Raw genomic sequence first — 22,926 nt, forward strand, 5'->3', positions numbered from 1 at the left:
GGAGGTCTCGTGATCTCGACCCGACGCGTTAACGATATATCGTCGATACATCTTTAACAATCCCCTCCGCGCGGTCAGGCGGCGCGGGTCCAGCGGGCGAGCTGCCCGGCGGGCACGACGCGTCGCCGGGCGACGGCCGACATCGTCAGCGCGAGCCCGGCGAGCGTCCACACGAGCAGCAGCGCGATCGCCCCGCCCACGCCGCCGTCACCGAGGACGACACCCTGCAACCCGTCGAGGGCGGCGTCGAGCGGCAGCACGGCGAAGAGGTGGACGAGCACCGCGGGCACGGTGGAGATCACGGCGGTCGCGAGGCCGATCACGGCGACGATCACGGAGACGAACCGTCCGACCCCACCGAGGACGGCGACGAGGCCCTGGTTGACGGCGGCGAACGCGACGCCGGCCAGCATGGCGACGGTCGCGAACGCGGCCCAGCCGCCGGGGGTCAGGTCGAGCGCTCCGGCCATGACGGCGGTGATCGCGAGGCCCTGCAGCACGCCGACGAGGGCGCCGGGGGCGAACGACTGCAGGGTGATGACGGCCGAGGGCTGCGTCGAGCCGAGGGTCGTGCGGCTCACGGCCCCGATGACGACGAACGTGGCGAGCGCGCCGATCCACAGGGCGACGGTCGCGAGGAACGGCACGGACAGGGCGCCGAACAGCGACTGCGGCTCTCCTTCGTCCGCGACGACGGGGGTGCCGACGACCCCGGCGAGGGTCGCGGCCTCGACGTCGGTGTAGTCGGGCACCTGCGTCACGGCCTGCGCGAGGCCGGTGGCGAGCTGGGTGGAGCCGGACGCGAGGCTGGCGGCCCCGGTGTCGACCTGACCTGCCCCGGTGGACAGGTCCGCGGCGCCGGTCGCGGCCGAGGCCGCCCCGGAGGCGAGCTCGTCGGCTCCTGCGGCGGCGTCCTGGGTGCCGGAGGCGAGCTGGTCGGCGCCGGCCGCGGACTGCTGGAGGTAGCCGCTGAGCGTGCCCAGACCGGCCGCGGAGGCTGTGACCCCGCCCACGAGCTGGTGCGCGGCCGCAGTGAGCTGGTCGACGCTGGACGTGAGCGGCGGCGTGGTCGCGGTGCCGTCGTTGACCGAGGTGTCCAGGGCCGACGCTCCGGCAGCGAGCTCGGCGGAGGCGCCGGTGAGGGTGGGGCGGCCGCCGACCCCGTCCGGGCGCTGCTGCACGTCGATGATCGCGGCGACGCTCGCGCAGGCCAGGCGGTCGGCGTCGGCGACGCACTTCTGCGCCTGGGTGTGCAGCTCCGTGAGGACACCCGCGACGAGCTGCTGCATGCCGGCCGTGCCGGTGGCGAGCCCGGCCACGCCGTCCGCGAGGCCTCCGGGGCCCGAGATGCCCGCGTCGAGGGCGTCCATCCCGGCGGCGAACTGCTGGGCCTGCGGCACGGCGGCCGCGGCGGTCCGCGCCGAGGCCGCGGTCTGCGCGGCGAGCTGGTCGAGCCCGGTGGCCAGGGTGTCGGCACCGTCGGTCAGCTGCCCGACGCCCTGCGCGAGGCTCGCGGACCCTGCCGCGAGCTGGCTCGTGCCGTCGGCGAGCGACACGGCGCCACCGGCGAGCTGGGTCGCGCCGGTCGAGAGCTGCCCGGCCCCGTCGGCGAGCTGCTGGGCGCCGTCGGAGGCCTGACCGAGGTTGTCGTGCAGCGTGGTGAAGCTGAGGAACACGGTGGTGAGCGACGAGTGGGAGAGCTGGGAGTTGAGCAGGCTCACAGCGGTGCTGGTGACCGCCTGCGACACAGCGGCGTCGACCAGGCGGGAGCGGTCGCTCGTGGCGATGTCGATCGTGGCCTGGACGGCAGCGGAGGCGTCGCCGCCCGACGCCGACGTCGCCGCGGCGGAGAAGGTGGACGGGATGGTCACGACGGTGGCGTACCGGCCGTCGGCGAGCCCGTCGGCGGCGTCGTCGGTGTCGGTGACGACCCACGTGAAGTTCTCGGTCGAGCTCGAGTCCGCGACGCTCGGCACCGCGCCCGCCTCACCCTCGGAGACGCCCGCGCCGGTCGACGTGACGAGCGCGGAGGTCAGCTCGCGTCCCAGCGGCACGGTCTGGCCGTTGAGCTGCACCGGGGTGTCCAGGTTGACGACGGCGGCCTGCATGCGGTCGAGGTGCTCGGTGGGCTGCCAGAGCGCCCAGGTCAGCAGGCCTCCGACGACGAGGGGGACGAGGACCAGCCCGAGCAGCGACACCCAGCCGGCGCGGCCGTCGGTGCGGGCACGCTCGGGCTGCGCGAGGACGGTGGTCAGGTTCGGCATGGGATCACAGCGCCTTCACGAGGTCGGACGGGGTGACGGCGACGAAGACGACGTCTAGGTCGGCGGGCAGCAGCCCCGCCAGCCCGTCGGGGGTGAGGCAGCTGACGACCAGGGTCAGGGGCCGGCCGTCGGTCGCGGCGGCTGCCCGCCCGGCGGCCAGCGCGGCGGCGACGTCCCGGCGCAGGGTCGGGTCGGCGACCGCGTCGAGATCGTCGACGACGACGATCGGCGCCCTGGTCGCGAACGCGCCGCGGAGCACAGCGACCGGGTCGACGGCACGGGCCAGCGGTGCGACCGCGACCCTGGCGCGGATGGTGGGGGCTCGCTCGGGGGCGACGAACCCGGCGACCTTGAGCCGCCCGCCGTCGGGGTGCGCGCGACCGGCGATGCTGAGCAGCAGCGCCGTCCGCCCGCTGCGGTGCGGCCCGGTGACGACGAGCACGGCCCCCTCGGGCAGCCGGAACGACACGTCCGCGTAGATCGGGCGACCGTCGGGGGCGTCGAGCCGCAGCCCCTGCGCCGCGACGGCGTCCGTCGCGCCCGGCTCGGGCCAGTCGGCCAGGGCGATCTCCTTGGCCAGGCCCTCGCCCTCGACGTCGAACGACGGCAGCACCCGGTCGAGCACGCGCGGCATGTGCCAGGCCCGGTCACCGAGCAGCGACAGCACCGCCGGGACGAACGTCATCCGGACCACGAACGCGTCGACGAGCACGCCCGCGGCCAGGCCCAGCGCGATGGGCTTGATGTTCAGGTCACCCTCGGGCACGAACGCCACGAAGACCGAGAACATGATGACGGCGGCCGCGGTGACGACCTTCGCGGACGCGGCGAACCCCGTTCGCACGGCTCGTCGGGCGTCGCCGCCGTGCACGTGGTCCTCGCGCATCCGCGAGACGAGGAACACCTCGTAGTCCATCGCGAGCCCGAACAGCACGCCCATCAGCACGATCGGCATGAAGCTGATCACCGGCCCCAGCCGGTCGACCCCCAGCACCGACGCGCCGTAGCCCCGCTCGAACACGAGCGTGATGACCCCGAACGCCGCCCCGACGGACAGCAGGTAGCCGAACGTCGCCTTGAGCGGCACCCACAGCGACCGGAACACCATGGTGAGCAGCACGAACGACAGCCCGACGACGAACAGGCCGAAGGGCACGAGGGCCTGCCCGAGCCGCTCGGAGATGTCGATGCCGACGGCCGTCGTGCCGGTCACGGAGATGTCCACGCCGTACGTGCGCTGCAGCTCGTCGTGCCGGTCGCGCAGGTCCTGCACGAGCTGCTCGGTCTGGACCGAGTCGGGCCCGCCCTCGGGGACGACCTGCACGATCCCGGTGTCGGCGTTCTGGTTCGGGGTGGCCAGCGGGACGGCCGCGACTCCGTCCATCGGCGCGATCTCGCCCTGCAGGTCGGTCATGAGGCCCACGGGGTCGCTGGATCCGACGATGGTGGTGGTCACGATCAGCGGGCCGTTGTAGCCGGGGCCGAAGTACTGGGCCAGCAGGTCGTACGTCACCCGGGCGGGCGAGCCCTCGGGCTGCGATCCCGCGTCGGGCAGGGCGAGCCTCAGGTCGCGGGCGGGAAGGGCCAGGGCGCCGAGCCCGACGACCACGACGAGGATCGTGACCACGGGCCACCGGGTGACCGTGCGGACCCACCCGAGGAAGAACCGGTTGTGCCCCTCGGGCGCGGCCACGCCGTCGTGCCCGGGGGCGTGGGCGTGGTCGTGGCCGACGGGCGCTGCGACCGGGGGTCCGTCCGGCACCGTGTCCACCAGCGCGGCGGGCTGCGCGACGCCGGACGACCGGAGCGCGGCCGCGCTGGTGGCACGGGCGGCACGACGGGCCGCCCGCCGCTCCCGGCGGTACCCGGGCCGCAGCCGGGCACCGGCGAACCCGAGCAGCGCCGGGGTGAGGGTGAGGGCGATGACCACGGCGATGGCCACGCCGGCCGCGGCCGCGACCCCCATGACCGTCAGGAAGGGGATGCGCGCGACGGCGAGCCCGACGAGCGCGATCACCACGGTGAGCCCGGCGAACACGACCGCCGACCCCGCCGTGGCCAGCGCGCGGGCTGTCGACTCCTCGGGGTCCATGCCGTCCCGCAGCTGGCCCTGGTGCCGGGAGATGATGAACAGCGCGTAGTCGATGCCGACGGCCAGGCCGAGCATGAGCGCGAGCAGCGGGGTGGTCGACGAGATCGTCGCGACGCTCGTCGCGATGAAGATCCCGGACATCGACAGCGCGACGCCCAGCAGCGCGGTGACCAGCGGCATCCCCGCGGCGAGGAACGACCCGAACGTGATGACCAGCACGACGAGCGCGACCACCACCCCGGCGGCCTCGGTGACGCTGACGGCCGGCACGTCGTTGTTGTAGAGGTCGCCGCCGAGCGAGACCTGCGACCCGTCGGGCAGGTCCGCCTCGAGGGTGTCAGCGATGTCCGACAGGCTCTCGCGCAGCTCGTCGCTCACCGTGCTGCTCTGCCCGGCGACCTGGATCGTGACGACCAGTGCCTCCCCGCCGGAGGAGATCGTGCCGCTGACAGAGCCGTCGTACGGGTCGGTGACGGCGGTGACCCCGTCGACCGCGCCGAACGCGGTGACGGCGTCCTCGACGGGCCCGTGGATGTCGTCGTCCGTGACCGTCTCCCCCGTCGGCGCGACGACGACGAGAGTCGCTGAGGATCCGCTGACCTGCGGGAACGTTCGGCTGAGCTGGTCGAGGGCGTCACCCGACTCGGTGCCGGGGATGGAGAACGTGTTGTCGGTGCCCGCGTTGAGCACGCCGGCCAGACCGGCCACGACCACGATGACGCCGACCCACAGGAGCGCGACCCTGCGCCGCGCGCGGAACACCGCCCGGCCGAGGCGGTAGAGCACAGAGGACACGAGGGCTCCCGGTGGTTCCGGAGTCGGGCGACGCGTGCCCGCCGGGACGACACGAGGGGTGCCCGAGAGGGCCGGCCTCCAGGCCGCCCTGCCCACCGACGCTCCCGTCGGACCCCCCGCGTCGGCTCGCCGCCGACGCACGCGCGAACGCCTACTCGTGCAGCGTACGAGGAGTTCGCCGACCCGGCCCGCTACGGCCGCCCTCCGCGGCGGCTCACCCGGGTGGTGGGGGTTCGCCACGTCGGACGGGTGATTCCGGCACGACGGGGCCGCCGAGTCCGTAGAGTCGCGGGGACGACATCGGAGGAGCGAAGTGGCTGGTCAGATGGTTGCAGAGCCGGATGCACGCGCGAACGCGATCGAGCTCGACCACCTGACCAAGACCTACGGGACCCGTGTCGCGGTCGACGACCTGTCGCTGACCGTCGGGCGCGGCGAGCTCTTCGGGCTGCTGGGGTCCAACGGTGCGGGCAAGAGCACGCTGATCCGGATGCTGTGCGGCCTGACGGCCCCGACGAGCGGTAACGCGCACGTGCTGGGGCTGGACGTGCGGACGGACATGGCGGAGATCCGCCGCCGCATCAACCTGTCGCCGCAGGAGACCGCCGTCGCCGCGAACCTGTCGGTCGCGGAGAACCTCGAGCTCGTCGCGCGCCTGTACGGGGCGTCACGCACCGAGGCGCGCGACCGGGCACGGCAGCTGATGGGCTCGCTGCGGATCACGGACCGGGCCCGCGACCGCGCGAAGTCGCTGTCCGGGGGGCTCGAACGGCGGCTGAGCCTGGGCATGGCGCTCATCAGCGAGCCCGAGGTGGTGTTCCTCGACGAGCCGACGCTGGGGCTGGACGTGCGGTCGCGCCGCGACCTGTGGGCGCTGCTGAGGGAGCTCAAGGGCACGGTGACGGTGGTCCTGACGACCCACCAGCTCGACGAGGCCGAGGCCCTGTGCGACCGGGTCGCGGTGCTGCGCGACGGTCGCCTGCGCGGGCTCGGGCCGGTCGCCGAGCACCTCGCGCGCACCGGCACCACCTCGTTCGAGGACGCGTTCCTCGCCCTGACCGACGAGGACCCGCTGACCGACGAGGAGGTCACCGCATGAACGTGCTCGCCTTCGCCGGCCGCAACCTCAAGGAGCTGGTCCGGGACCCGGCCGCGCTGCTGATCCTCGTGGTGCTGCCGGTGGGTCTGCTCCTGATGCTGGGCACGATCGGCCGCAACGTCAGGATCACAGCCTTCGAGATCGAGTCCCTCGCGCCGGGTCTGGCCGTCTTCAGCCTCGCGTTCGTCGCGATGTTCGCCGGGACGCTGCTCGCGGGCGACCGAGCGTCGTCGTTCCTCAGCAGGGTGACGGCCTCGCCGTTGACGACGACGGGGCTGCTCGTGGCGTACGCGGTGCCGCTCGTGGGCCTCGGCCTGGTGCAGGGGGTCGCGTGCTTCGTCACGGCGCTGTTCATGGGGCTCGCGCCGAGCGTGAACCTGCTGCTGGCGCTCGTCGTGCTGGTGCCGGCCGCGGTGATGTTCGTGGGCATCGGGCTTCTTCTGGGCTCGGCACTCACCGCATCCCAGGTGGGTGCGGCCGCATCGGGGCTGATCACGTTCGCGACGTTCGTGGGCGGCTACTGGATGGACCTCGCCGTGCTCGGCGACGGGTTCGCGGCGGTCGCCCGCGCGCTGCCGTTCGCTCTCGCGGCCGAGGCGGCGCGCGCCGCCGCCGCGGGTGACGTCGCAGGCATCGGCGTGCCGCTCGCGGGGTGCGTCGGGTACGCGGTGGCGACCTTCGCCCTCGCCGTCGTCGTCTTCCGCCGCCGCTCACGCGCCTGAGCCCGCAGCAGATGCCGACGGCCTACGTCGTCGGCGTGGGCGGCGTGGGCGCGCTGTCCTGCCTCGGCAGCCACCCGAGAGGGACCCAGACGACTGCGGTGACGAGGACGTACAGACCGATCGCGACGTAGTTGTCGATCCGCGCGAGCCCGCCCGGCAGCCCCCCGATGAGCAGGCCCAAAAAGAACGTCCACACCGGCAGGAACCGCAGTCTCCACCTCGTCAGCCTCATGCGGGCCAACCTAGGACGCGTCGTCACGCCCTGTCTCGCCTTCCTCGGCAGCCGACCGGTCGGCTGCCGAGGAGCCCGGCTCAGACCTCGAGCTGGTGAGCGACGTCGAGTCGCCCGCGGCCGCGCCGACCCACCGCGAAGCAGCCCAGCGCGATGACCGCCAGCGCGGTCATGATGCCCGCGAGCGGCACGGCGGTGTCCTCGCCGCCGAGGCTCACGAGCGGGGAGACCAGGCCGGCGAGTGCGAACTGGAGCGCGCCGAGCACCGCCGAGGCCGTGCCGGCCGTGTGCCGTGCGGCGGTGAGGGCCAGCGCGGTGGCGTTGCCGAGCACCAGGCCCAGGCTGGCGACCGAGGTGAACAGCGGCAGCGCGAGCCACCCCGCGGGCACGGGGGCGAGCGCGAGGACGAGGACGGCCACGGCGGAGAGCAGCACGAGGCTGAGGCCGAGGCCGAGCAGCCCGGGCACGGAGCGGGTCGCGGCGAGTCGGGCGGAGATGCCGCTGACGACGGCGAGGCCGAGCGCGTTGGCGCCGAAGGCGAGGCCGTACTGCACCTCGCTCAGCCCCATCATCACCTGGTAGACGAACGGCGACGCGGAGATGTAGGCCATCATCACGGCGAACGCGAAGCCGAACGCGAGGGTGTTGCCGAGGTAGTCGCGCGATCGCAGCTCGCGTGCGCCTGATCCGGTGCGGGCGCGCTGCTCGCGCATCTCGGCGCGTCGCGCGGCGGGGTGCGTCTCGCGGACGACGGCGAGCACCCCGACGAGCATCGCGAGGGCGAGCACAGCGACGATCCACAGGAGCCCGCGCCAGCCGATCGGGCCGACGAGGATGCTGCCGAGGAGCGGGGCGAGCACGGGGGCGATGCCACCGACGAGCATCATCAGGCTGAACGCGCGTGCGGCGGACGTCCCGCGGGACAGGTCGCTGATGACGGCGCGGCCGATGACCATCCCGGCGGCGCCGGCCAGCCCCTGCACGAGCCGGGCCCCGACGAGGATCTCGATGGTGGGCGCGGCGGCCGCGGCGACGCTCGCGACGACGCACAGCACGGACCCGACCACGAGCGGCTTGACGCGCCCGACGCGGTCGGAGAGCGGTCCGAAGACGAGCTGACCAGCGGCGATGCCGACGAGGAACGCGGTGAGGGTGAGCTGGATGCTCGTGGCGTCGGTCGTGAGCTCGGCGGCCATGGTCGGGAAGGCCGGCAGGTAGAGGTCGGTCGCGAACGGGGCGAGCGCGGACAGCAGCGCCAGGACGAGCAGCAGCCCGGCGGTGATGCCGTCGCGGCCCGGCGCGGGCGTGGGCGGGGTCGCGGACGACGCGGCGGCGGGGGTGCTCATGCTGCTCCTCGGGTGATGATGAAAACATAACTATAGATCAGTAATGGACTTCGGTAGGCTGGGAGGATGCCCGCCGACGACGCCCGCACCGCTGCACCCGGCCGCGCAGGCGCTGGGGACGCGGCGATGGCCGAGCTCGCAGACCTCGTCCTCGTGCTGGCCCGCGACCTGGCGCAGACCCCCATGGACGACGAGGTCATCGCCCTCACGCCGACCGAGGCGGCGGTGATCCGCTGCATCGACCGGCACCCGGCCGCGACCCCTGGCGCGGTCGCGCAGGCGACAGGCATGCACCGGAGCAACCTCAGCGTGACCCTCGGGTCGCTCGAGGCCAAGGGCCTCGTGGTCCGCACCCACGACGACCACGACCGGCGCCGCACGTCGCTGCGCCTGACCCCGCTGGCGCGCGAGCAGGTGGCCCGGCTGCGCAGGTCGTGGGCCGCCCGCGTCGCCCAGGGGCTCGGGCCGGACCGGGAGGGCGTCGAGGCCGCGGTCGCGCTGCTGACCCGGCTCGAGGCAGGGCTCGCCCCGGACGCCCTCCGCTAGACCCCGCGGGCCGCGTCGCCCGGCGTCTCGACCGTGATGCGCACGACCTGCCCGAGCCGGCGGAAGACCCGCGAGCTGAGCTCCGCGTCGAGCCCCGCGTCGGCGCACTCGACCCGCTGCCCGTCCGCCAGGTCCACCACGACCCGGGTCCGCGCGGCACGCCGGTAGACGACCGGCACCTGGCAGAACGTGAACGCGAGCGAGGACGACGGCAGCTCGATCTCGCGCGGCTGCCCCGCGACGTCGAGGTAGCGGAACGTCTCCGGTCCCGCGGTCCACTCCTCGGGCCGCAGCAGCACGGGTCGAACCACGATCCGGCCGTGCTCGACGCGCAGCCCCAGCTCGCCGAGCCGGGTCAGCACCTCCTCCTTGACCTGGCCCGTCATCCCGGGCTGGCGGGCGCCGCTGCCGGAGGGGGTGTGCGAGTACGGGTCGATCGGGAACGCGCCGTACGTCTCGGGCGACTTGCAGTAGCTGAGCCCGAGCCGCACGTCCTCGTAGGCGTCGCGCAGCTGGGCGACGACCGCCGCGTCCGCGCCGTCGGCCACGGCCCGCTCGAGGGTCTCCTGCACCGCGAGCAGCAGCTTGGAGACCATGTGCCAGTAGATGCTGCCCAGGCCCTCGTACGCGAAGAACGACCCGGAGCGCCCGGTGAACTCGGCGTGGCGGAAGACGTCCTCGAACAGCGCGAGCAGCGCGGCCCGGTCCGGCGCGGCCACCTCACCCACGCCGCCCGGCAGCGCGTCGAGCGCGGCCGCGACGTCGCGCGCGTTGTGGATGCCGGGGGCGAAGCGGACGTCGTCGCCCACGTCGCGCAGCACGATCGAGGTGTCCCCCGCGTCCACGAGCCGGCCGACCAGAGCGCAGCGCGCCGCCCGGTCGGCGCTCACCACGTTGCGCTCGAGGAACCGGGGCAGCACCTTGTCGGGGTACAGCGTGTAGCTGTGCTGGTCGGCGCGGTACAGCGCGCTGCGGCGCAGCCCCTGGAGCAGCTCGACCGACTCGTGCGCGCTGAGCAGCCCCGAGGAGAGCACCGCGACCTGCCCCTCGAGCATCGCGGGCAGCCGGCGCACCCCCGCGACCCCGTCGTGCAGGTCGATGAGGTTGTACGCGTGGAACAGCGCGTCGTCGCGGCGGTTGGCCCGCAGCCCCGAGTCGACGTACTGCTGGGCGACGTCGAGGAACGCCCGCACGCTCGCGGCCTCGACCGTGATCCGGGCCCCGCCGAACCCGGCGTACACGCCCTCGCGGTACGCGGTGCCCGCAGCGCCCAGGTCGTCCATGACCGCGCGCCGCGCCGCGTCGTCGAACCCCGTGACCGTCCCGTCGACGTGCCGGGCCAGCGCCGCGTGCACGTCCGTGAGCAGGCCGGCCAGCTCGGTGGTCACCTGCACGTCGCGGTCGAGCAGGTCCCGCACGACACCCAGGTAGCGGCGCACGTACGCGAGCGTCACGACCGACAGGCCCCGCCCGACGAGCGCGTTGTTCGCGTCGTTCCACTCGGGGCGCTGGGTGTTCATCCAGATCCCGCCGTCGGGCACCAGGTTGACCAGCTTCGCCAGCACGAGCAGCAGCAGCTTCTCCGCGAGCGTGACCCGCACGAGCTCGCCGTCCGCGGCGTGCACCAGCTTGCCGTCGGCACCCTCGGTCGCGACGCGACGCAGGATCGCGGCGTGCGCGTCCTCGTCGAACGCGATCGTCGCGACGGGGTCGGCCAGCGTCTGCTCGTACGACGCGATCCGGTACGGCACGTCACCGTGCGTGAACACGGCACGGTCCACGAGGTCGGCGAGCCGCCCCGGGTGGAACCGCAGCGACGTCTCGAGCAGCTTGAGCAGGTAGACGATCTGGTGGTCGCTCCAGTAGCCGATGTTCGCCCACGGGTTCTCGGGCTCGGGCACCTCCCAGTCGATGCCGTGACGCGAGATCCGGTACGGGTTGTACCCGTCGGCGGTGGTCGCGTCGAGGAACACGGTGGCCATCGACTCGGCGTACTCGGGGAACGACCAGGCCAGCGCCTCCCAGTTCTGGAAGATGTCGCGCCAGTTGCCCTGGTAGTCGACGCGGGTGCGGCCCTCCTCGTCGCGCAGCGCGATCCGGAAGATGTTCCAGGGCCGGCTCGGGTCGCCGTGGCGGCGGCTGAACGTGAGCGGCAGGTACTCGGCCGCGAGCCGTCGCAGGTCCACGTCGCCCGAGGCGTCCGCGAGCGCGACGAGGGCGTCGACCCCGAGCGTCTCGGGGAGCGCGTCGAGCAGGTCCGCGCAGCGCGCCGCGGTGCGGGGGCTGCGCTGCCCGACGAACCGCCGCACGTCGGCCGACTCGACCGTGTACCCGTCGGCGGGGACCCCGCCGCGCATCGAGTTGAACAGCACGTTCGCGCTGTGGTGCGCGGCGGCCAGCTCGTCGCCGGTGAGCTGCGCCGCATCGGCCGTCGCCACGAGGTCCTCGAGCGCGGTGCGGGTGTCCTCGACGTCGGCGGTGAGCCGTGCCGCGACGGCCTCGGGGTCCGCCAGCTCGGCCTGCAGGGCCACCACGTCGGCCGCCGACTGCTCGACGTCGGCCACCACGCGCCAGCGCTGCGTCTGGCCCGCCGCGAGCTCGAGGCGCGCGCGCACCAGGTACGCGCCCTGCCGTCCTCGCACGTCGGTCTCGGGCTGCACGGCGTCACCCGCGGCGAACGCGCGGACCTGGCGTGCCGACAGCAGGTGCTCGACGTCACCGAGCCCCACGTGCCACGCGACGGTGGCGTACAGCGACTCGCTCGGGTCGGCCTTGTCGGTCAGCGACGAGTTCAGGTAGACGAGCCCCAGACCCGTGGCCGGGTCGAGCTCGGCCCGCTTGTACGCGTCCAGCAGGACGCTCAGCTCGTTCTGGACCTGCACGGTCGCGCCCGCGGGCAGCAGGTTGACGAACCCGTCGAGCACCTCGACCTCGCACCCGGGCCCCGTCGCGGTGAGCGCGCACGAGCGCACCACGCCGTACCGGGCGCTCGTCTGCCACGCCACCCGCAGCCGCAGCCCGAGATCGGGCCGGGTCTCCTCGAAGACCAGGGTCGTGCCGAGGAAGTCCTTCGAGAGCGTCCGCTCGACGGGCATGTCACCGGGGCGCGTCGGGGCGAACGGCTGCCAGCAGACGACGCCGTCGGGGGTCGTGACGCGCAGGACGCTCAGGCCGCCGGTGCGCCCCGCGCCGTCGGTCACCTTGTCCTCGGTGGTGTACGGGAACAGCGCCCGCTCGGCGTGCTCGCGGCCCGCCGTGACTCCCCCGCTGCTCGAGATGAACACCCACAGGTCGCTCGCGCCGACCAGCGTCATGAAGAACGGCGGGATCTGGTCGTAGGCGCTGATCTGGTAGAACCGGCGCCCGTCGAGGTCGAGCGTGCGACCTCCGACGGTGGTGGGGTCGGTGAGCCGCTCGGCGGCGGATGTCTGCGTCGACATGGCGTTCCTCAGCGTGGGGCAGGTGGGGGGGGTCTGACCGCGGGGCGCGACCGGTGCTTGCTCGTCGTCGAGGTGGGGGGCCGGCGAGACGGGGCCTGGGGAGCGCTCTCGCAGCCCAGCATGCCACCGTCCGCGCTGCCGGAGGTCCGGAGCGGTGGGTGGTTCTGCGACCGGGCCGGTGTCAGGCGCTCGTGAGGACGACGAGCTGCTGGGTCGCACGGGTCATCGCGACGTAGCGGTCGACCGCCCCCTCGGCGCCCTCCCCGAACGCCTCGGGGTCGACGAGCACGACCAGGTCGAACTCGAGCCCCTTCGACAGCTCGGGGCTCAGGGATCGGACGCGCGACGTCCCGGCGAACGTGGGGTCGCCGATGACGCAGGCGGTCCCGCTCGTGTGCGCGTCGAGCCACGCGTCGAGCACGGGCTCCAGGTCGCCGACGGACCCGTGGATGACGGGCGCGCCGCCGCGGCGGACCGAGGTCGGCACGTTGGCATCCGGCAGCACGGCCCGGATGACCGGCTCCGCCTCCGCCATGACCTCCTCCGGCGTCCGGTAGTTGATGCTCAGCGAGGCACGCTCGACCCGGTCGATCCCGACCCTCCGCAGCCGTTCCTCCCACGGCTCCGTGAACCCGGCCCTCGCCTGCGCACGGTCCCCGACGATCGTGAGGCTCCGCGACGGGCAGCGGAGCAGCAGCATCTGCCACTCGGCATCGGTCAGCTCCTGGGCCTCGTCCACGACGACGTGCGCGAACGGCCCGGCGAGCAGGTCGGGCGCGACGGCCGGCAGGGCCGAGTCGTCGACCAGGGCGTCCTGCAGGTCCTCGCCGCGCAGCATGTGCATGACCGCCAGCGTGGAGTCGTCGGACTCGATCAGGTCGTCGACGACGTCGGCCATGCGGGCGCGGTCGGCGGCTGCCGCGGCCTCGCGTCGCCGCCGACGACCGGACGCCTCCGGGTCCCCGAGCCGCTGCCGGGCCGCGTCCAGGAGCGGCAGGTCGGCCATGGTCCACGCCTGCGGCTGCGCACGCTGCAGCAGCCGCGCCTCGTCGGGCTCGAGCCAGGGCGCGCACAGGTGCAGGTAGGCGGGCACGTCCCACAGGTCGCCGACCAGGTCGGTCGGCTCGAGCAGCGGCCACGCCCGGTTGAAGGCCTGGGCCAGGTCCAGGTTCTGCGCGAGCGACCGGCGCAGCTGGTCCACGGGGACCGCGTCCTCGTCGTCCGGGTCGGCGCCCGATTCGTCACGGACCTTGTCCGTGAGGATCGTGAGCAGCCCCTCCCAGGCCTCGTCACGCCCCTCGTTGTGCGGGACGCCGGGATCCACGGACCCGAAGGCCTCGACCCAGTCCGTCGGGCTCAGCCACACGTCGGCCCAGGGCGTCTCGACCTCCATGCCCTCGGTCGGCGGCCTCTCGGAGAACTGCACCGCCGGCTCGATCGCGGCCACCAGGCGCGCATCAGCCTTCAGCCGGGCGACCCGCGGGTCCTTCTCGATCGCCGCGCCTGCGCCCTCGGGGACGAGGTCCCGCAGCGTGCAGGTCTGCACACCCTCCTCCCCGAGGCTCGGGAGCACGTCGCCGACGTAGGCCAGGTACGGCTCGTGGGGCCCGACGAACAGCACGCCACCGCGCCGGTGGCCCAGGCGCGGGTCGGAGTACAGGAGGTACGCGGTGCGGTGCAGGGCGACGACCGTCTTGCCCGTCCCCGGCCCGCCGTCGACCACGAGCGCGCCGCGGGACCCCGCGCGGATGATGGCGTCCTGATCGGCCTGGATGGTGCCGAGCACGTCACGCATCCGGTCCGACCGGTCGCCGCCCAGGCTCGCGATGAAGGCGGACTGGTCGTCGAGCGCCGGGTGGTGGTCGATCCCGCCCGTGCCGTCGACGGCGAAAACCTCGTCCCAGTAGTCGCTGACCCGGCCGCCGGTCCACCGGTAGCGCCGCCGGCTCACCAGGCCCATCGGGTCGGCGTGGGTCGCCCCGAAGAACGGCTCGGCCGCCGGCGAACGCCAGTCGATCAGCACCCGCCGTCCCGAGCCGTCCGTGAGCCCGAGCCGCCCGACGTGCACGGGCTCGGCGGCGGCGCCCACCATCCGCCCGAGGCACAGGTCCAGCCCGAACCGGCTCAGCGTGCGCAGGCGGGTGGTCAGCCGATGGATCTCCTGGTCCCGGTCGAGCGCGGCCTGGCCACGTCCGCCCGGGGCCTTGCGTGCCGTGTCGAGACGGTCGGTCACGTCGGCGATCGACTGCTCCAGGGCATCGGCGATCGCCGCGAAGTGCTGCTCGTCGGCGGCGATGAGCGCCGGGTCGGCCTTGGCGGCCAGGTGGGCGGGGAGGTCGAACGCGCTGGCGGTCGGGTTCACGTCATCAGCTCCGAGGTCTCGGCACGCGCACGTCTCGTGGGCGCTGGCACTGGCTCAGGCCGACGATTCTGCGCGGGCACCAGGGCCTTGCCGCAAGCCCCCCGGTGGGATATACGTTGAACATGGCAGGAGGCGTGGACGCCCCGCCGCACCCCTCGCACCTAGCCCACCGACGTGCACCGAGGGCGGGACCAAGTGCTGGGCCGTGCGCCCACGGCATGCCACGATGGCGGGACACCCCCACCCCCTGACCGGCGGGAACGCCCGCCAGATGGAGCGTCCTGATGGCCGAGCGCCTGCCCCACGACCGCGGCGACGAGAGCCAGAAGATGGCCGTCATGAACACCTGGCTCGACGGCGTGTGCGCCGAGCTGGGCGTCGAGCGGTCCGTGATGGACGCCAACGCCCCGGGCCTGCTGCGCCTCATCAGCGACGTGGCCCACGGCCCGACGCGCCCGGGCGCCCCCCTCACGGCCTTCCTCGTGGGTCTCGCCGGGGCGGGGGCGTCGGTCGACCCCGCCGAGCAGGCCCGCGTCGTCGCGACGAGCATCACCGCGGTCGAGAGCCTCGTCGCGGCGTGGCCCGCCGCCGACGCGACCGCCTGACCCGACCGGCGCGTCACGAGCAGCGGGTCACGCGCAGCGCGTCACCAGCAGCCCGTCACCCCGCCGCGGACGGCCACGGCGACGAGCGCGTCCATGAGCTCGTCGCCGTGCACGAGCCGCTCGTCGGCGTGACCCGTGGCCGTCACCTCGACCTCGACGACGTGCGCCCCCGCGGCGCGCGCCGCCTCGGCGACCTGCCTGCTGTGCTCGGCGCGGACGATCACGTCGGTCGTGCCGTAGACGACGGCCGTGGGCACCCGGAGCCGCCCGACGTGCTCACGCACCAGGTAGCGCTCACGCAGCAGCAGGCTCACCGGCATCCGGTAGAGCGCGTTCCCGGCCTCGCCGAGCGTGCTCAGCGGTGAGCGCAGCACCAGTGCGGCGGGCGGGTGCTCGACGGCCAGCTCGGTGACGACGCCCGTGCCCAGGCTCTCGCCGAGGTAGACGAGGTCCCGCTCGGCGACACCGGCCTCCTCCAGCAGGTAGGTCCGCGCCGCACGCACGTCGAGCGCCAGGCCGGCCTCGGTGGGCCGTCCGGCGTTGCCCCCGTACCCGCGGTAGTCCATGAGCAGCACGCCGAACCCGCGGGCCTGGATCGCCCGGGCCAGCCCGGCACGGCGCGCACGGTTCCCCGCGTTGCCGTGCGCCACGAGCACCACCGCTGTGCACGCGCCGCTCGGCGGCAGGTACCAGGCGCCGAGGGTGAGCCCGTCGGCCGTGGTGAGCTCGACGTCGCGTGCGCCGGGCAGCACCTCGTCCGCGGGCGGGACCGGGTCACGGTCGGGGTGGTAGAGGAGCGAGTGCTGCGCGAACCACACGGTCGCGGCGAAGACGACCGGGACTGCCGCGACGACCGCGCACGGCACCGTCCACCAGGCCGACGACCGGACCCTGACCGGGCGCGGTGCGCTCGCGGTGGATGCAGTCATCGCCATGTGCCCTCACCCTTCGCCGCCGCACGCACGGCCCGGGACGCGAGCCTCGGTGCCATCGTTCGTCCGATGCGGCGCGCCCGCCACCGGACGACCCCGGCGTCGTCGGTCAGCCGAGGTCGGCCGGGTACTCGACCGCGCAGACGTACTGGTCACGTCCGAGCTCTTTCACGCCGCCGGACCTCAGGGTCACGGAGTAGCCGGCGTCACCGACCTGCACCTCCCAGCCGGCGGCGCGCAGGCAGGTCCCCTGGTGGCTGCCCCACTCGCCCGAGGGCACCGACGTCACGACCGAGGCGTCGGGTGGCGTCGAGAGCTGGTACGTCGCCGAGAGCCACCCGAGGTACTCGCTCGGCAGATCCGCCTGCGTCGCACCCGGCGCGGCCAACGCCATCGCCTCCTCGGCAGCCCTGGCCACCTCCGCGCGGAGCACCTCCACCTTCTGGTCGCCGAGCGTCCACGTCGTGACGTCCATGCCATCCCCGTCGGACCCGACGGTCACCTGGATGACGAGGGGGTCACCGGTGAGCGTCGCGGCGTCCGACACCGCAGGGTCTCCGTTCTGCGCGGAGGACGCCGCAGCGAGGTCGCGCCCGTCGGGCGTGCGACCCAGCACCGACGGCACGCCGACCGCGAGCGCCACCAGACCCACCGCGAGCGCCCCCGTGCCCGCCCCGGCGCGCAGCGCCCGACGCCTGCGGCCCTGCCGCACGGCACCCGGCACGTCGACCGGGACGACCGGCACCGCCGCGTCGATCCGCGCGCGCAGGGTCCTGGCGAAGGCCTCGTCATCGATCGGCACAACCGTCTCCCCTCGGGTCGTCGTCCACGGGTTCTCCCAGGCTCGTTCGCAGCCGCCGCAGCCCGCGTGAGGCCTGCGACTTCACGGTGCCGACGCTCACCCCGAGGTCGTCAGCCACCTCACGCTCCGACAGGCCCATGAGGTAGCGCAGCACCACGACTCGTCGCTGCCTGGTGCTCAGCGCGGCCAGGGCGCGCACCAGCTCGTCGCGGTCCTCCACGGCGGCCCCCTGCGCCGCCGTGAAGCCGTCGGGCACGTCCTCGGGCGCCACGAGCACCTCGCGCCGCCGCCTGCGCCACACGTCGATGCGGGCGTTGGCCATGACCCGGCGGGCGTAGGCGAGCGGGTCGCGCTCCCGGGCCCGGGGCCAGGCGACGTACGTCCGCACGAGCGCGACCTGGACCAGCTCGGCCGCTGCGTGGGTGTCACCCGTGAGCAGCCAGGCCATCCGCCCGAGGTCGTCCTGGGCCGCGGTGGCGAACACAGTGAACTCGGCGTCGCGCGCGCCGCGCGTCGCACGGACCAGCCGGACGTCGACGTCGTCGTCGGGCACGGCATCGTGGTGCAGGTCGTCGTGGGGCACGGCGTCGTGGGGCAGCACGTCGTCCGTCCAGACGGAGGCACGCACGTCTGGTGGCTGGACCACCGGCTCCGGACGAGACACGAGGACTGTCATACCCGGTACACGTGCGAGCCCCGCCGGAGGTTGACACCGATCGGGGAGTTTCACCCGACCGGCGGTCGGCCGGGGTGCCGGTCAGTCGACGGTGCGCTCCTCGAGCACCTGCCGCACCTCGACCGAGTCCTGCAGGAACACGGTCACCTCGGTCGCGATCTCGAGCGCGCGGGCCTCGTCCACGACCTCCACGACCCAGTAGCCCGAGAGCGAGCGGGCGGGAGCGACGAAGGGCTCGTTCGCGGTGTACGGCAGCCCCGCGTCCATGTGCACGGTCTTGCCCTCCGAGGGGTCGGCGAGCGAACGCTGCTCGACGAGCTCGCCGGACGCCTCGAGCTCCTCGTCGATCCCCTGCAGGAACGCGAGCATCTCGAGCACCCAGCCCTTGGACCTGCCCTCGAGCCCGGACCTGTCGCCGAACGTCATGATGATGAACTGCACGTCACCGCCCCCTCGCGCGCCCGGACCGCGGTGGACGGCCGGCGTCGGACGCCCGTCTCCATGCTGGGGCGGTTCGCGGACGACCACCAGCCGGACAGGGACGTCGGTCTCTTGCGGGGTGCGCCCGGTGCTGGTGGGCTGCCCGTATGACGAACGTGGTGGACGCATGAGCAGCCGGGGCCGCGCCGCGCGGCTGACCCTCGCATGCCTGGGGGTGGCCGTCGGCGTGGTGCTGGCCCGACGCGAGTCGCTGCGCTGGGGGGCGACCGAGGGCGAGGTCGCCGCGGGGCTGCCGGGCGACGACCTGGTGCCCGATCCGCAGCTCGTCGCGACACGGGCCATCAGCGTGCGGACCTCCCCGGCGGAGGTGTGGCCGTGGATCGTGCAGATGGGCCAGGGGCGCGCCGGCTTCTACAGCTACGACCTGCTCGAGAACCTGGTGGGCTGCGACATCCACAGCGCGGACCGCATCGTGCCCGAGTGGCAGGAGCTCGCGGTCGGCGACGAGGTGCTGCTGCACCCGGACGGCGGGCTGCGCGTCGAGATCGTGGACCCGGGCCGCGCGTTCGTGCTTCGCGGTGCGGCGCCCGCCGGCTCCGCCCCTGCGCCGTACGAGTTCAGCTGGGCGTTCGTGCTGCGCGACGCGCCGGGCGGCACCACGCGCCTCGTGGTCCGCGAGCGCTACGGGTACACGCAGCCGTGGTCGGCGCTGCTCGTCGAGCCCGTCGAGTGGGTCAGCCTGCTCATGAGCCAGCGGATGCTGCGGGGCGTCAAGCAGCGCGCCGAGCTCGAGGCCCGCGGCCCCGCGGCCTGAGCCCTCGACCGGCACCGGGCGGGGTGACCGCGCCCCGGCTGCGGCGTACGGTCGGGGCGTGAGCGACCCCGCCGTGCCCGATGCCCCGGTCCCGTCCGTCACCGTCCTCACGGGGGCCGGCATCTCCACCGGTTCGGGCATCCCCGACTTCCGGGGGCCGCAGGGCGTGTGGACCCGCGACCCGCTGGCCTCGCGGCTGCTCGAGCTCGACTGGTACCTGGCCGAGCCGGACATCCGCCGTCGGGCGTGGCGGATGTGGCGTGACCACCCGGTCTGGACCGCGCAGCCGACCCCGGGCCACCTGGCGCTCGTGGACCTCGAGCGAGCGGGCGCCCTGCGCGCCGTCGCGACCCAGAACTTCGACGGCCTGCACCAGAAGGCGGGGACGTCCGGGGGCAAGGTCCTCGAGCTGCACGGCAGCCTGACGGGCACGCGCTGCCTGGGCTGCGGGGCCACCGAACCGACCGCCGGCGTCCTGGCCCGGCTCGACACCGACCCGGACCCGCACTGCGCGCGCTGCGGCGGACCGCTCGCGACGGACGTCGTCATGTTCGGCGAGCCGCTGCCCGCCGACGTGCTCGACGCCGCGGTCGAGGCCGCCGCGACGAGCGACGTGTTCGTGGCGGTCGGGTCGACGCTGGGCGTGCAGCCGGCGGCGAGCCTGACCGCGGTGGCCGCCGACGCTGGCGCGCGCATCGTGATCGTCAACGCCGAGCCCACGCCCTACGACCGGCTCGCCGACGCTGTGCTCCGGCGCCCGATCGAGGACGCGCTGCCCGAGCTGGTCCGCGACCTGCTGGCCGGGAACGCCTGACCGCACGCCGCGTCACTCGGCTGCGGCCGCCACCACCTCGACGATCGCGCCGTACAGGTTCCCGGGCAGGTCGAGCCCGTGCAGGGTCGAGACGAGGGCCGTGCCGGACATCCGCTCGACGAGCGCCATGACGCGCGACTTGGTGTCGTAGGCGATCTCGGCCTCGTCGAGCAGCGCGAAGACGTCGCCGTGCAGGTCGGGGCCGCGCCGCCGCAGGCCCTCCAGGTGCACCTCGACGCCGTCGGTCAGGTCGAGCGTTCCGAGCTCGACGCGCAGCACCTGCCCGGTGCCAGGCCGCGCGCCGTGGGTCGCGTCGCTCACGAGCCCGACCTCGTCCACGGTCAGGGTGCGCCCGCCGACGCTCACGCGGCGCACCGCGTCGACCCCCACCAGGTCGAGCGTGAGCGTGCGCGCGGTGCTGACACCGGGGCCGGTGGGCGGCTCGACGGTCAGCACGGCGTCGGCGCGCACTCCCCCGTCGGCGTCCGGGCCGTGCTCGTCCCAGACCAGCGCCACCGGCGTGAGCTGGCGGTCCGCGGGGCCCGGGTCGCCCTGGCCGTCGTCCTCGACGAGCAGCGTGCGCCCGCCGGCCCCGGGCAGGACGCGCAGCACCAGCGCGGTGGGGTTGTCGCCCGTGTCGGCCATAGGGTCGGCCGCGAGCGGCAGCACCGTGCCCGCGCGGGCCAGCACGGGCAGCTGCTCGAGCGTGCGGTGCAGCACGAGCCGGCGCCCGCCGTCGTAGCGGCGGCCCGTGAACAGGTCGTACCAGGTGCCCTCGGGCAGCCACGCCGCGACCTGGCCCAGGTGCGTGGCCCGGTCGGCCGGTGACGTGATCGGGGCGACCAGCAGGTCGGGGCCGAACAGCTGCTGGTTCGGGACCTCGTACGCGTCGGGCTCCCACGGGTGGTCGTGGTACATCGGGCGCACCGGCGCGACCCCGTCGGTGTGTGCGGCCCACATGGCCGAGTACAGGTACGGCACGAGCTGGTGGCGCAGCCGCAGGAACCGCGTCATGACCTGCTCGGCCTGGATGCCGAACCGCCACGGCTCCTTCGAGTTGAACGCGCTGGCCGTCGAGTGCAGACGGTTCACCGGGGAGAAGGCGCCGAGCTGGAACCACCGCGTCGCGAGCTCGTCGTCCTTGACGCCGCCCAGGTGCCCCCCGATGTCGTGGCTCCACCAGAAGTAGCCGACGTTCGCGGCCGTGGCCGTGAAGTACGGCTGGAAGTCGAGCGAGGCCCAGGTGACGACGGTGTCGCCCGAGAAGCCCACCGGGTAGCGGTGGCTGCCCAGCCCCGCGTACCGGGAGAACGTCAGCGGGCGCTTCCCGTCCCGCGCCGAGTCGCTGTGGTGCACGTGGTTGAGCATCCACAAGGGGTCCAGGCCGGGCACGCGCGCGTTCGTGCCCGACTGCCAGTCGAGCCACCAGAAGTCGACGCCGATCTCCTCGTGCGGGTGGTGCAGCCGCCGCAGGTACGCCTCGACGAACTCCCGCGAGGAGATGTCGAACGCGATCTCGAGCCCTGACGACGGGTCGATGCCCAGGTCGCGCGCCATGTCGGCGTAGGCCGCCTCGTGCCGGCGCACCCCGTCGGCGGGGTGCACGTTGAGGGTCACGCGCAGGTGCCGAGCGTGCAGGGCCGCGAGGAAGGCTGCCGGGTCGGGGAACAGCCCCGGGTCCCACGTGTAGCCCGTCCACCCGCTGCCCAGGCTCGGGTCGATGTCGACCAGGTGCCAGTCCATGTCGAGCACCGCGACCGAGAACGGGATGCCCGCGGCGGCGAAGCGGTCCATGAGGGCCTGGTACTCGTCGGCGGTGTAGCGGTGGTACCGGCTCCACCAGTTGCCCAGCGCCCAGCGCGGCAGCAGCGGGCTCGGACCGGCGAGCGCGAAGAAGTCGCGCAGCGCGTCCTGGTAGTCGCGCCCGTACCCGAAGAAGTACAGGTCCTCGCCCGCGCCCGGGGGCCTCGGGGCCACCCAGCCGTCGTCGGTGAGCAGCAGCGAGCGCGAGTCGTCGAGCACAGCGAAGCCGTGCACCGACAGCAGCCCGGGCTCGAGCGGCAGCGCACCGTCGACGTCGTCGAGCGTGCGTGCCGTGCCCCCCAGGTTCGCGGGCCGCCCGTCGGTGCCGACGGCCTGGTCGCCGTAGCTCCAGCGCGTGCGGTGCGAGCTCTGCGCACGCGTGCGCATCGACACCGAGAGCCCAGCCGCGGTGAACGGTCCCTTGTCGTAGCGCACGTGCAGGTGCTCGGTCCAGATGTCGAGCGCGTCGTCGGAGTCCGCGACCGTGATCTCGGGGACGTCGAAGCGGCGCGAGCGCACCACCTGGGTGGGGGCGTCGACGAACACGTCGGCGTCGCTGCGCTCCATGCGGACCAGGCGGCTCGTGAGCACGGTGAACCGGTAGCCGGGGCCCTGCACCACGGCCTGGGGATCGGCCACCGACGCCGGCGCGTCGGGGAGCACGGCACTCACGCGTCGGGCCCCGCGTCGGGCTCCGCATCGGGCCGCGCGTCCTGCACGGGCATGTGCGCGACCTCCCAGAGGTGCCCGTCCGGGTCCTCGAACGACCACGCGTACAACGGGCCGTCCGCGATCGGGTCGGCCGCGGGGGTGCCGCCCGCGTCGAGCGCGGCGCGCACGATCTCGTCGACCCGTTCCCGGCTCTCGGCCGAGAGCGAGAAGATCGCCTGGGCGTGGGTGCGTGGGTCCGTGACCCGCTTGGACGTGCGCGTCGCGAAGTGCTCAGCGTCGAGCAGCATCACGTAGGCGTCCTCGTTGAGCACGACGCCCGCGCGGCGCTCGTCCGAGACGTCCGGGTCGATCACGAAGCCGAGGCGCCCGAAGAACTCGACAGACCGCGACAGGTCGCGCACCGGGAGGTTCACGTAGACCTTCGTCGTCATCTCCCCGAGGCTACGCTCGGGGGTGACGGGCGTCCTGA

At 74.1% G+C, this 22,926-nt stretch carries 18 protein-coding genes; 6 read left to right on the plus strand and 12 right to left on the minus strand.

Annotated features, from left to right (window positions below; genetic code table 11):
* Positions 1-74: 74 nt before the first annotated feature.
* Together ACGIF2_RS09690 and ACGIF2_RS09695 are read right to left on the minus strand one after the other, a co-directional pair.
* On the minus strand, positions 75-2,264 hold the full coding sequence (locus tag ACGIF2_RS09690) for a hypothetical protein (RefSeq protein WP_396045981.1): 2,190 nt from the start codon (positions 2,262-2,264) through the stop codon (positions 75-77).
* A 4-nt stretch (positions 2,265-2,268) separates the two neighbouring features.
* On the minus strand, positions 2,269-5,151 hold the full coding sequence (locus tag ACGIF2_RS09695; protein WP_396045983.1) for an MMPL family transporter: 2,883 nt from the start codon (positions 5,149-5,151) through the stop codon (positions 2,269-2,271).
* 325 nt (positions 5,152-5,476) lie between these two features.
* Between ACGIF2_RS09695 and ACGIF2_RS09700 the strand changes: the two genes are divergently transcribed.
* Both ACGIF2_RS09700 and ACGIF2_RS09705 read left to right on the plus strand, forming a co-directional pair.
* Positions 5,477-6,250: an ABC transporter ATP-binding protein gene (locus ACGIF2_RS09700; protein ID WP_396045985.1), complete on the plus strand. Its 774-nt coding sequence runs from the start codon at positions 5,477-5,479 to the stop codon at positions 6,248-6,250.
* On the plus strand, positions 6,247-6,972 hold the full coding sequence (locus ACGIF2_RS09705; protein ID WP_396045987.1) for an ABC transporter permease: 726 nt from the start codon (positions 6,247-6,249) through the stop codon (positions 6,970-6,972). The genes ACGIF2_RS09700 and ACGIF2_RS09705 overlap by 4 nt, the downstream gene beginning before the upstream one ends.
* A 22-nt stretch (positions 6,973-6,994) precedes the next feature.
* On the opposite strand, the gene ACGIF2_RS09710 is transcribed toward ACGIF2_RS09705, so the two are convergent.
* A complete protein-coding gene (locus ACGIF2_RS09710) occupies positions 6,995-7,204 on the minus strand; it encodes a hypothetical protein (RefSeq protein WP_396045989.1) in 210 nt (69 codons plus the stop codon).
* 80 nt (positions 7,205-7,284) lie between these two features.
* Entirely contained in the window at positions 7,285-8,550 is a 1,266-nt protein-coding gene (locus ACGIF2_RS09715) for a multidrug effflux MFS transporter (protein ID WP_396045991.1), read from the minus strand.
* 66 nt (positions 8,551-8,616) lie between these two features.
* On the opposite strand from ACGIF2_RS09715, the gene ACGIF2_RS09720 reads away from it, so the two are divergent.
* The gene (locus ACGIF2_RS09720) at positions 8,617-9,096 is read left to right on the plus strand and encodes a MarR family winged helix-turn-helix transcriptional regulator (protein ID WP_396045993.1); all 480 of its coding nucleotides are present in this window, start codon (positions 8,617-8,619) and stop codon (positions 9,094-9,096) included.
* Here the strand turns inward: ACGIF2_RS09720 and ACGIF2_RS09725 are convergent.
* Both ACGIF2_RS09725 and helR read right to left on the minus strand, forming a co-directional pair.
* Positions 9,093-12,536, minus strand: coding sequence for a hypothetical protein (locus tag ACGIF2_RS09725; protein ID WP_396045995.1), 3,444 nt, complete (start codon positions 12,534-12,536; stop codon positions 9,093-9,095). The genes ACGIF2_RS09720 and ACGIF2_RS09725 overlap by 4 nt on opposite strands.
* A gap of 181 nt (positions 12,537-12,717) precedes the next feature.
* Positions 12,718-14,898, minus strand: coding sequence for an RNA polymerase recycling motor ATPase HelR (gene helR / locus ACGIF2_RS09730; RefSeq protein WP_396045997.1), 2,181 nt, complete (start codon positions 14,896-14,898; stop codon positions 12,718-12,720).
* 284 nt (positions 14,899-15,182) lie between these two features.
* Here helR and ACGIF2_RS09735 point away from each other — a divergent pair, with 284 nt between their 5' ends.
* Positions 15,183-15,503: a DUF6457 domain-containing protein gene (locus ACGIF2_RS09735; RefSeq protein ID WP_396045999.1), complete on the plus strand. Its 321-nt coding sequence runs from the start codon at positions 15,183-15,185 to the stop codon at positions 15,501-15,503.
* A 41-nt stretch (positions 15,504-15,544) separates the two neighbouring features.
* On the opposite strand, the gene ACGIF2_RS09740 is transcribed toward ACGIF2_RS09735, so the two are convergent.
* From ACGIF2_RS09740 to ACGIF2_RS09755, 4 genes are all read right to left on the minus strand, one after another.
* Positions 15,545-16,438, minus strand: a complete 894-nt coding sequence (locus tag ACGIF2_RS09740; protein ID WP_396046001.1) for an alpha/beta hydrolase — start codon at positions 16,436-16,438, stop codon at positions 15,545-15,547.
* Between the two features lie 106 nt (positions 16,439-16,544).
* Entirely contained in the window at positions 16,545-17,237 is a 693-nt protein-coding gene (locus ACGIF2_RS09745; protein WP_396046003.1) for a hypothetical protein, read from the minus strand.
* Positions 17,224-17,865 (minus strand): SigE family RNA polymerase sigma factor, encoded by a 642-nt coding sequence (locus ACGIF2_RS09750; RefSeq protein ID WP_396046005.1) that lies wholly within the window; start codon positions 17,863-17,865, stop codon positions 17,224-17,226. Before ACGIF2_RS09750 ends, ACGIF2_RS09745 begins: the two co-directional genes overlap by 14 nt.
* A gap of 129 nt (positions 17,866-17,994) precedes the next feature.
* Positions 17,995-18,354, minus strand: a complete 360-nt coding sequence (locus tag ACGIF2_RS09755; protein ID WP_396046007.1) for a YciI family protein — start codon at positions 18,352-18,354, stop codon at positions 17,995-17,997.
* A gap of 166 nt (positions 18,355-18,520) precedes the next feature.
* On the opposite strand from ACGIF2_RS09755, the gene ACGIF2_RS09760 reads away from it, so the two are divergent.
* Positions 18,521-19,168: an SRPBCC family protein gene (locus tag ACGIF2_RS09760; RefSeq protein WP_396046008.1), complete on the plus strand. Its 648-nt coding sequence runs from the start codon at positions 18,521-18,523 to the stop codon at positions 19,166-19,168.
* A gap of 58 nt (positions 19,169-19,226) precedes the next feature.
* The gene (locus tag ACGIF2_RS09765; protein WP_396046010.1) at positions 19,227-19,982 is read left to right on the plus strand and encodes an SIR2 family NAD-dependent protein deacylase; all 756 of its coding nucleotides are present in this window, start codon (positions 19,227-19,229) and stop codon (positions 19,980-19,982) included.
* Positions 19,983-19,994: 12 nt separating this feature from the next.
* On the opposite strand, the gene ACGIF2_RS09770 is transcribed toward ACGIF2_RS09765, so the two are convergent.
* Both ACGIF2_RS09770 and ACGIF2_RS09775 read right to left on the minus strand, forming a co-directional pair.
* Positions 19,995-22,457: a TIM-barrel domain-containing protein gene (locus tag ACGIF2_RS09770; protein WP_396046012.1), complete on the minus strand. Its 2,463-nt coding sequence runs from the start codon at positions 22,455-22,457 to the stop codon at positions 19,995-19,997.
* Positions 22,454-22,888 carry a VOC family protein gene (locus tag ACGIF2_RS09775; protein WP_396046014.1) on the minus strand — a complete coding sequence of 145 codons (435 nt, stop codon included), beginning with the start codon at positions 22,886-22,888 and terminating at the stop codon, positions 22,454-22,456. Before ACGIF2_RS09775 ends, ACGIF2_RS09770 begins: the two co-directional genes overlap by 4 nt.
* Positions 22,889-22,926 lie beyond the last annotated feature (38 nt).

The sequence above is a fragment of the Cellulomonas sp. P22 genome, assembly GCF_044392165.1.

Excerpts from the sequence above, each read along its gene's own strand:
- ACGIF2_RS09690 (WP_396045981.1), bottom strand. The coding sequence starts at position 2,264 with ATGCCGAACCTGACCACCGTCCTCGCGCAGCCCGAGCGTGCCCGCACC.
- ACGIF2_RS09700 (WP_396045985.1), top strand. The coding sequence starts at position 5,477 with ATGGTTGCAGAGCCGGATGCACGCGCGAACGCGATCGAGCTCGACCAC.
- ACGIF2_RS09705 (WP_396045987.1), top strand. The coding sequence starts at position 6,247 with ATGAACGTGCTCGCCTTCGCCGGCCGCAACCTCAAGGAGCTGGTCCGG.
- ACGIF2_RS09710 (WP_396045989.1), bottom strand. The coding sequence starts at position 7,204 with ATGAGGCTGACGAGGTGGAGACTGCGGTTCCTGCCGGTGTGGACGTTC.
- ACGIF2_RS09715 (WP_396045991.1), bottom strand. The coding sequence starts at position 8,550 with ATGAGCACCCCCGCCGCCGCGTCGTCCGCGACCCCGCCCACGCCCGCG.
- ACGIF2_RS09720 (WP_396045993.1), top strand. The coding sequence starts at position 8,617 with ATGCCCGCCGACGACGCCCGCACCGCTGCACCCGGCCGCGCAGGCGCT.
- ACGIF2_RS09725 (WP_396045995.1), bottom strand. The coding sequence starts at position 12,536 with ATGTCGACGCAGACATCCGCCGCCGAGCGGCTCACCGACCCCACCACC.
- ACGIF2_RS09735 (WP_396045999.1), top strand. The coding sequence starts at position 15,183 with ATGGCCGAGCGCCTGCCCCACGACCGCGGCGACGAGAGCCAGAAGATG.
- ACGIF2_RS09740 (WP_396046001.1), bottom strand. The coding sequence starts at position 16,438 with ATGGCGATGACTGCATCCACCGCGAGCGCACCGCGCCCGGTCAGGGTC.
- ACGIF2_RS09760 (WP_396046008.1), top strand. The coding sequence starts at position 18,521 with ATGAGCAGCCGGGGCCGCGCCGCGCGGCTGACCCTCGCATGCCTGGGG.
- ACGIF2_RS09775 (WP_396046014.1), bottom strand. The coding sequence starts at position 22,888 with ATGACGACGAAGGTCTACGTGAACCTCCCGGTGCGCGACCTGTCGCGG.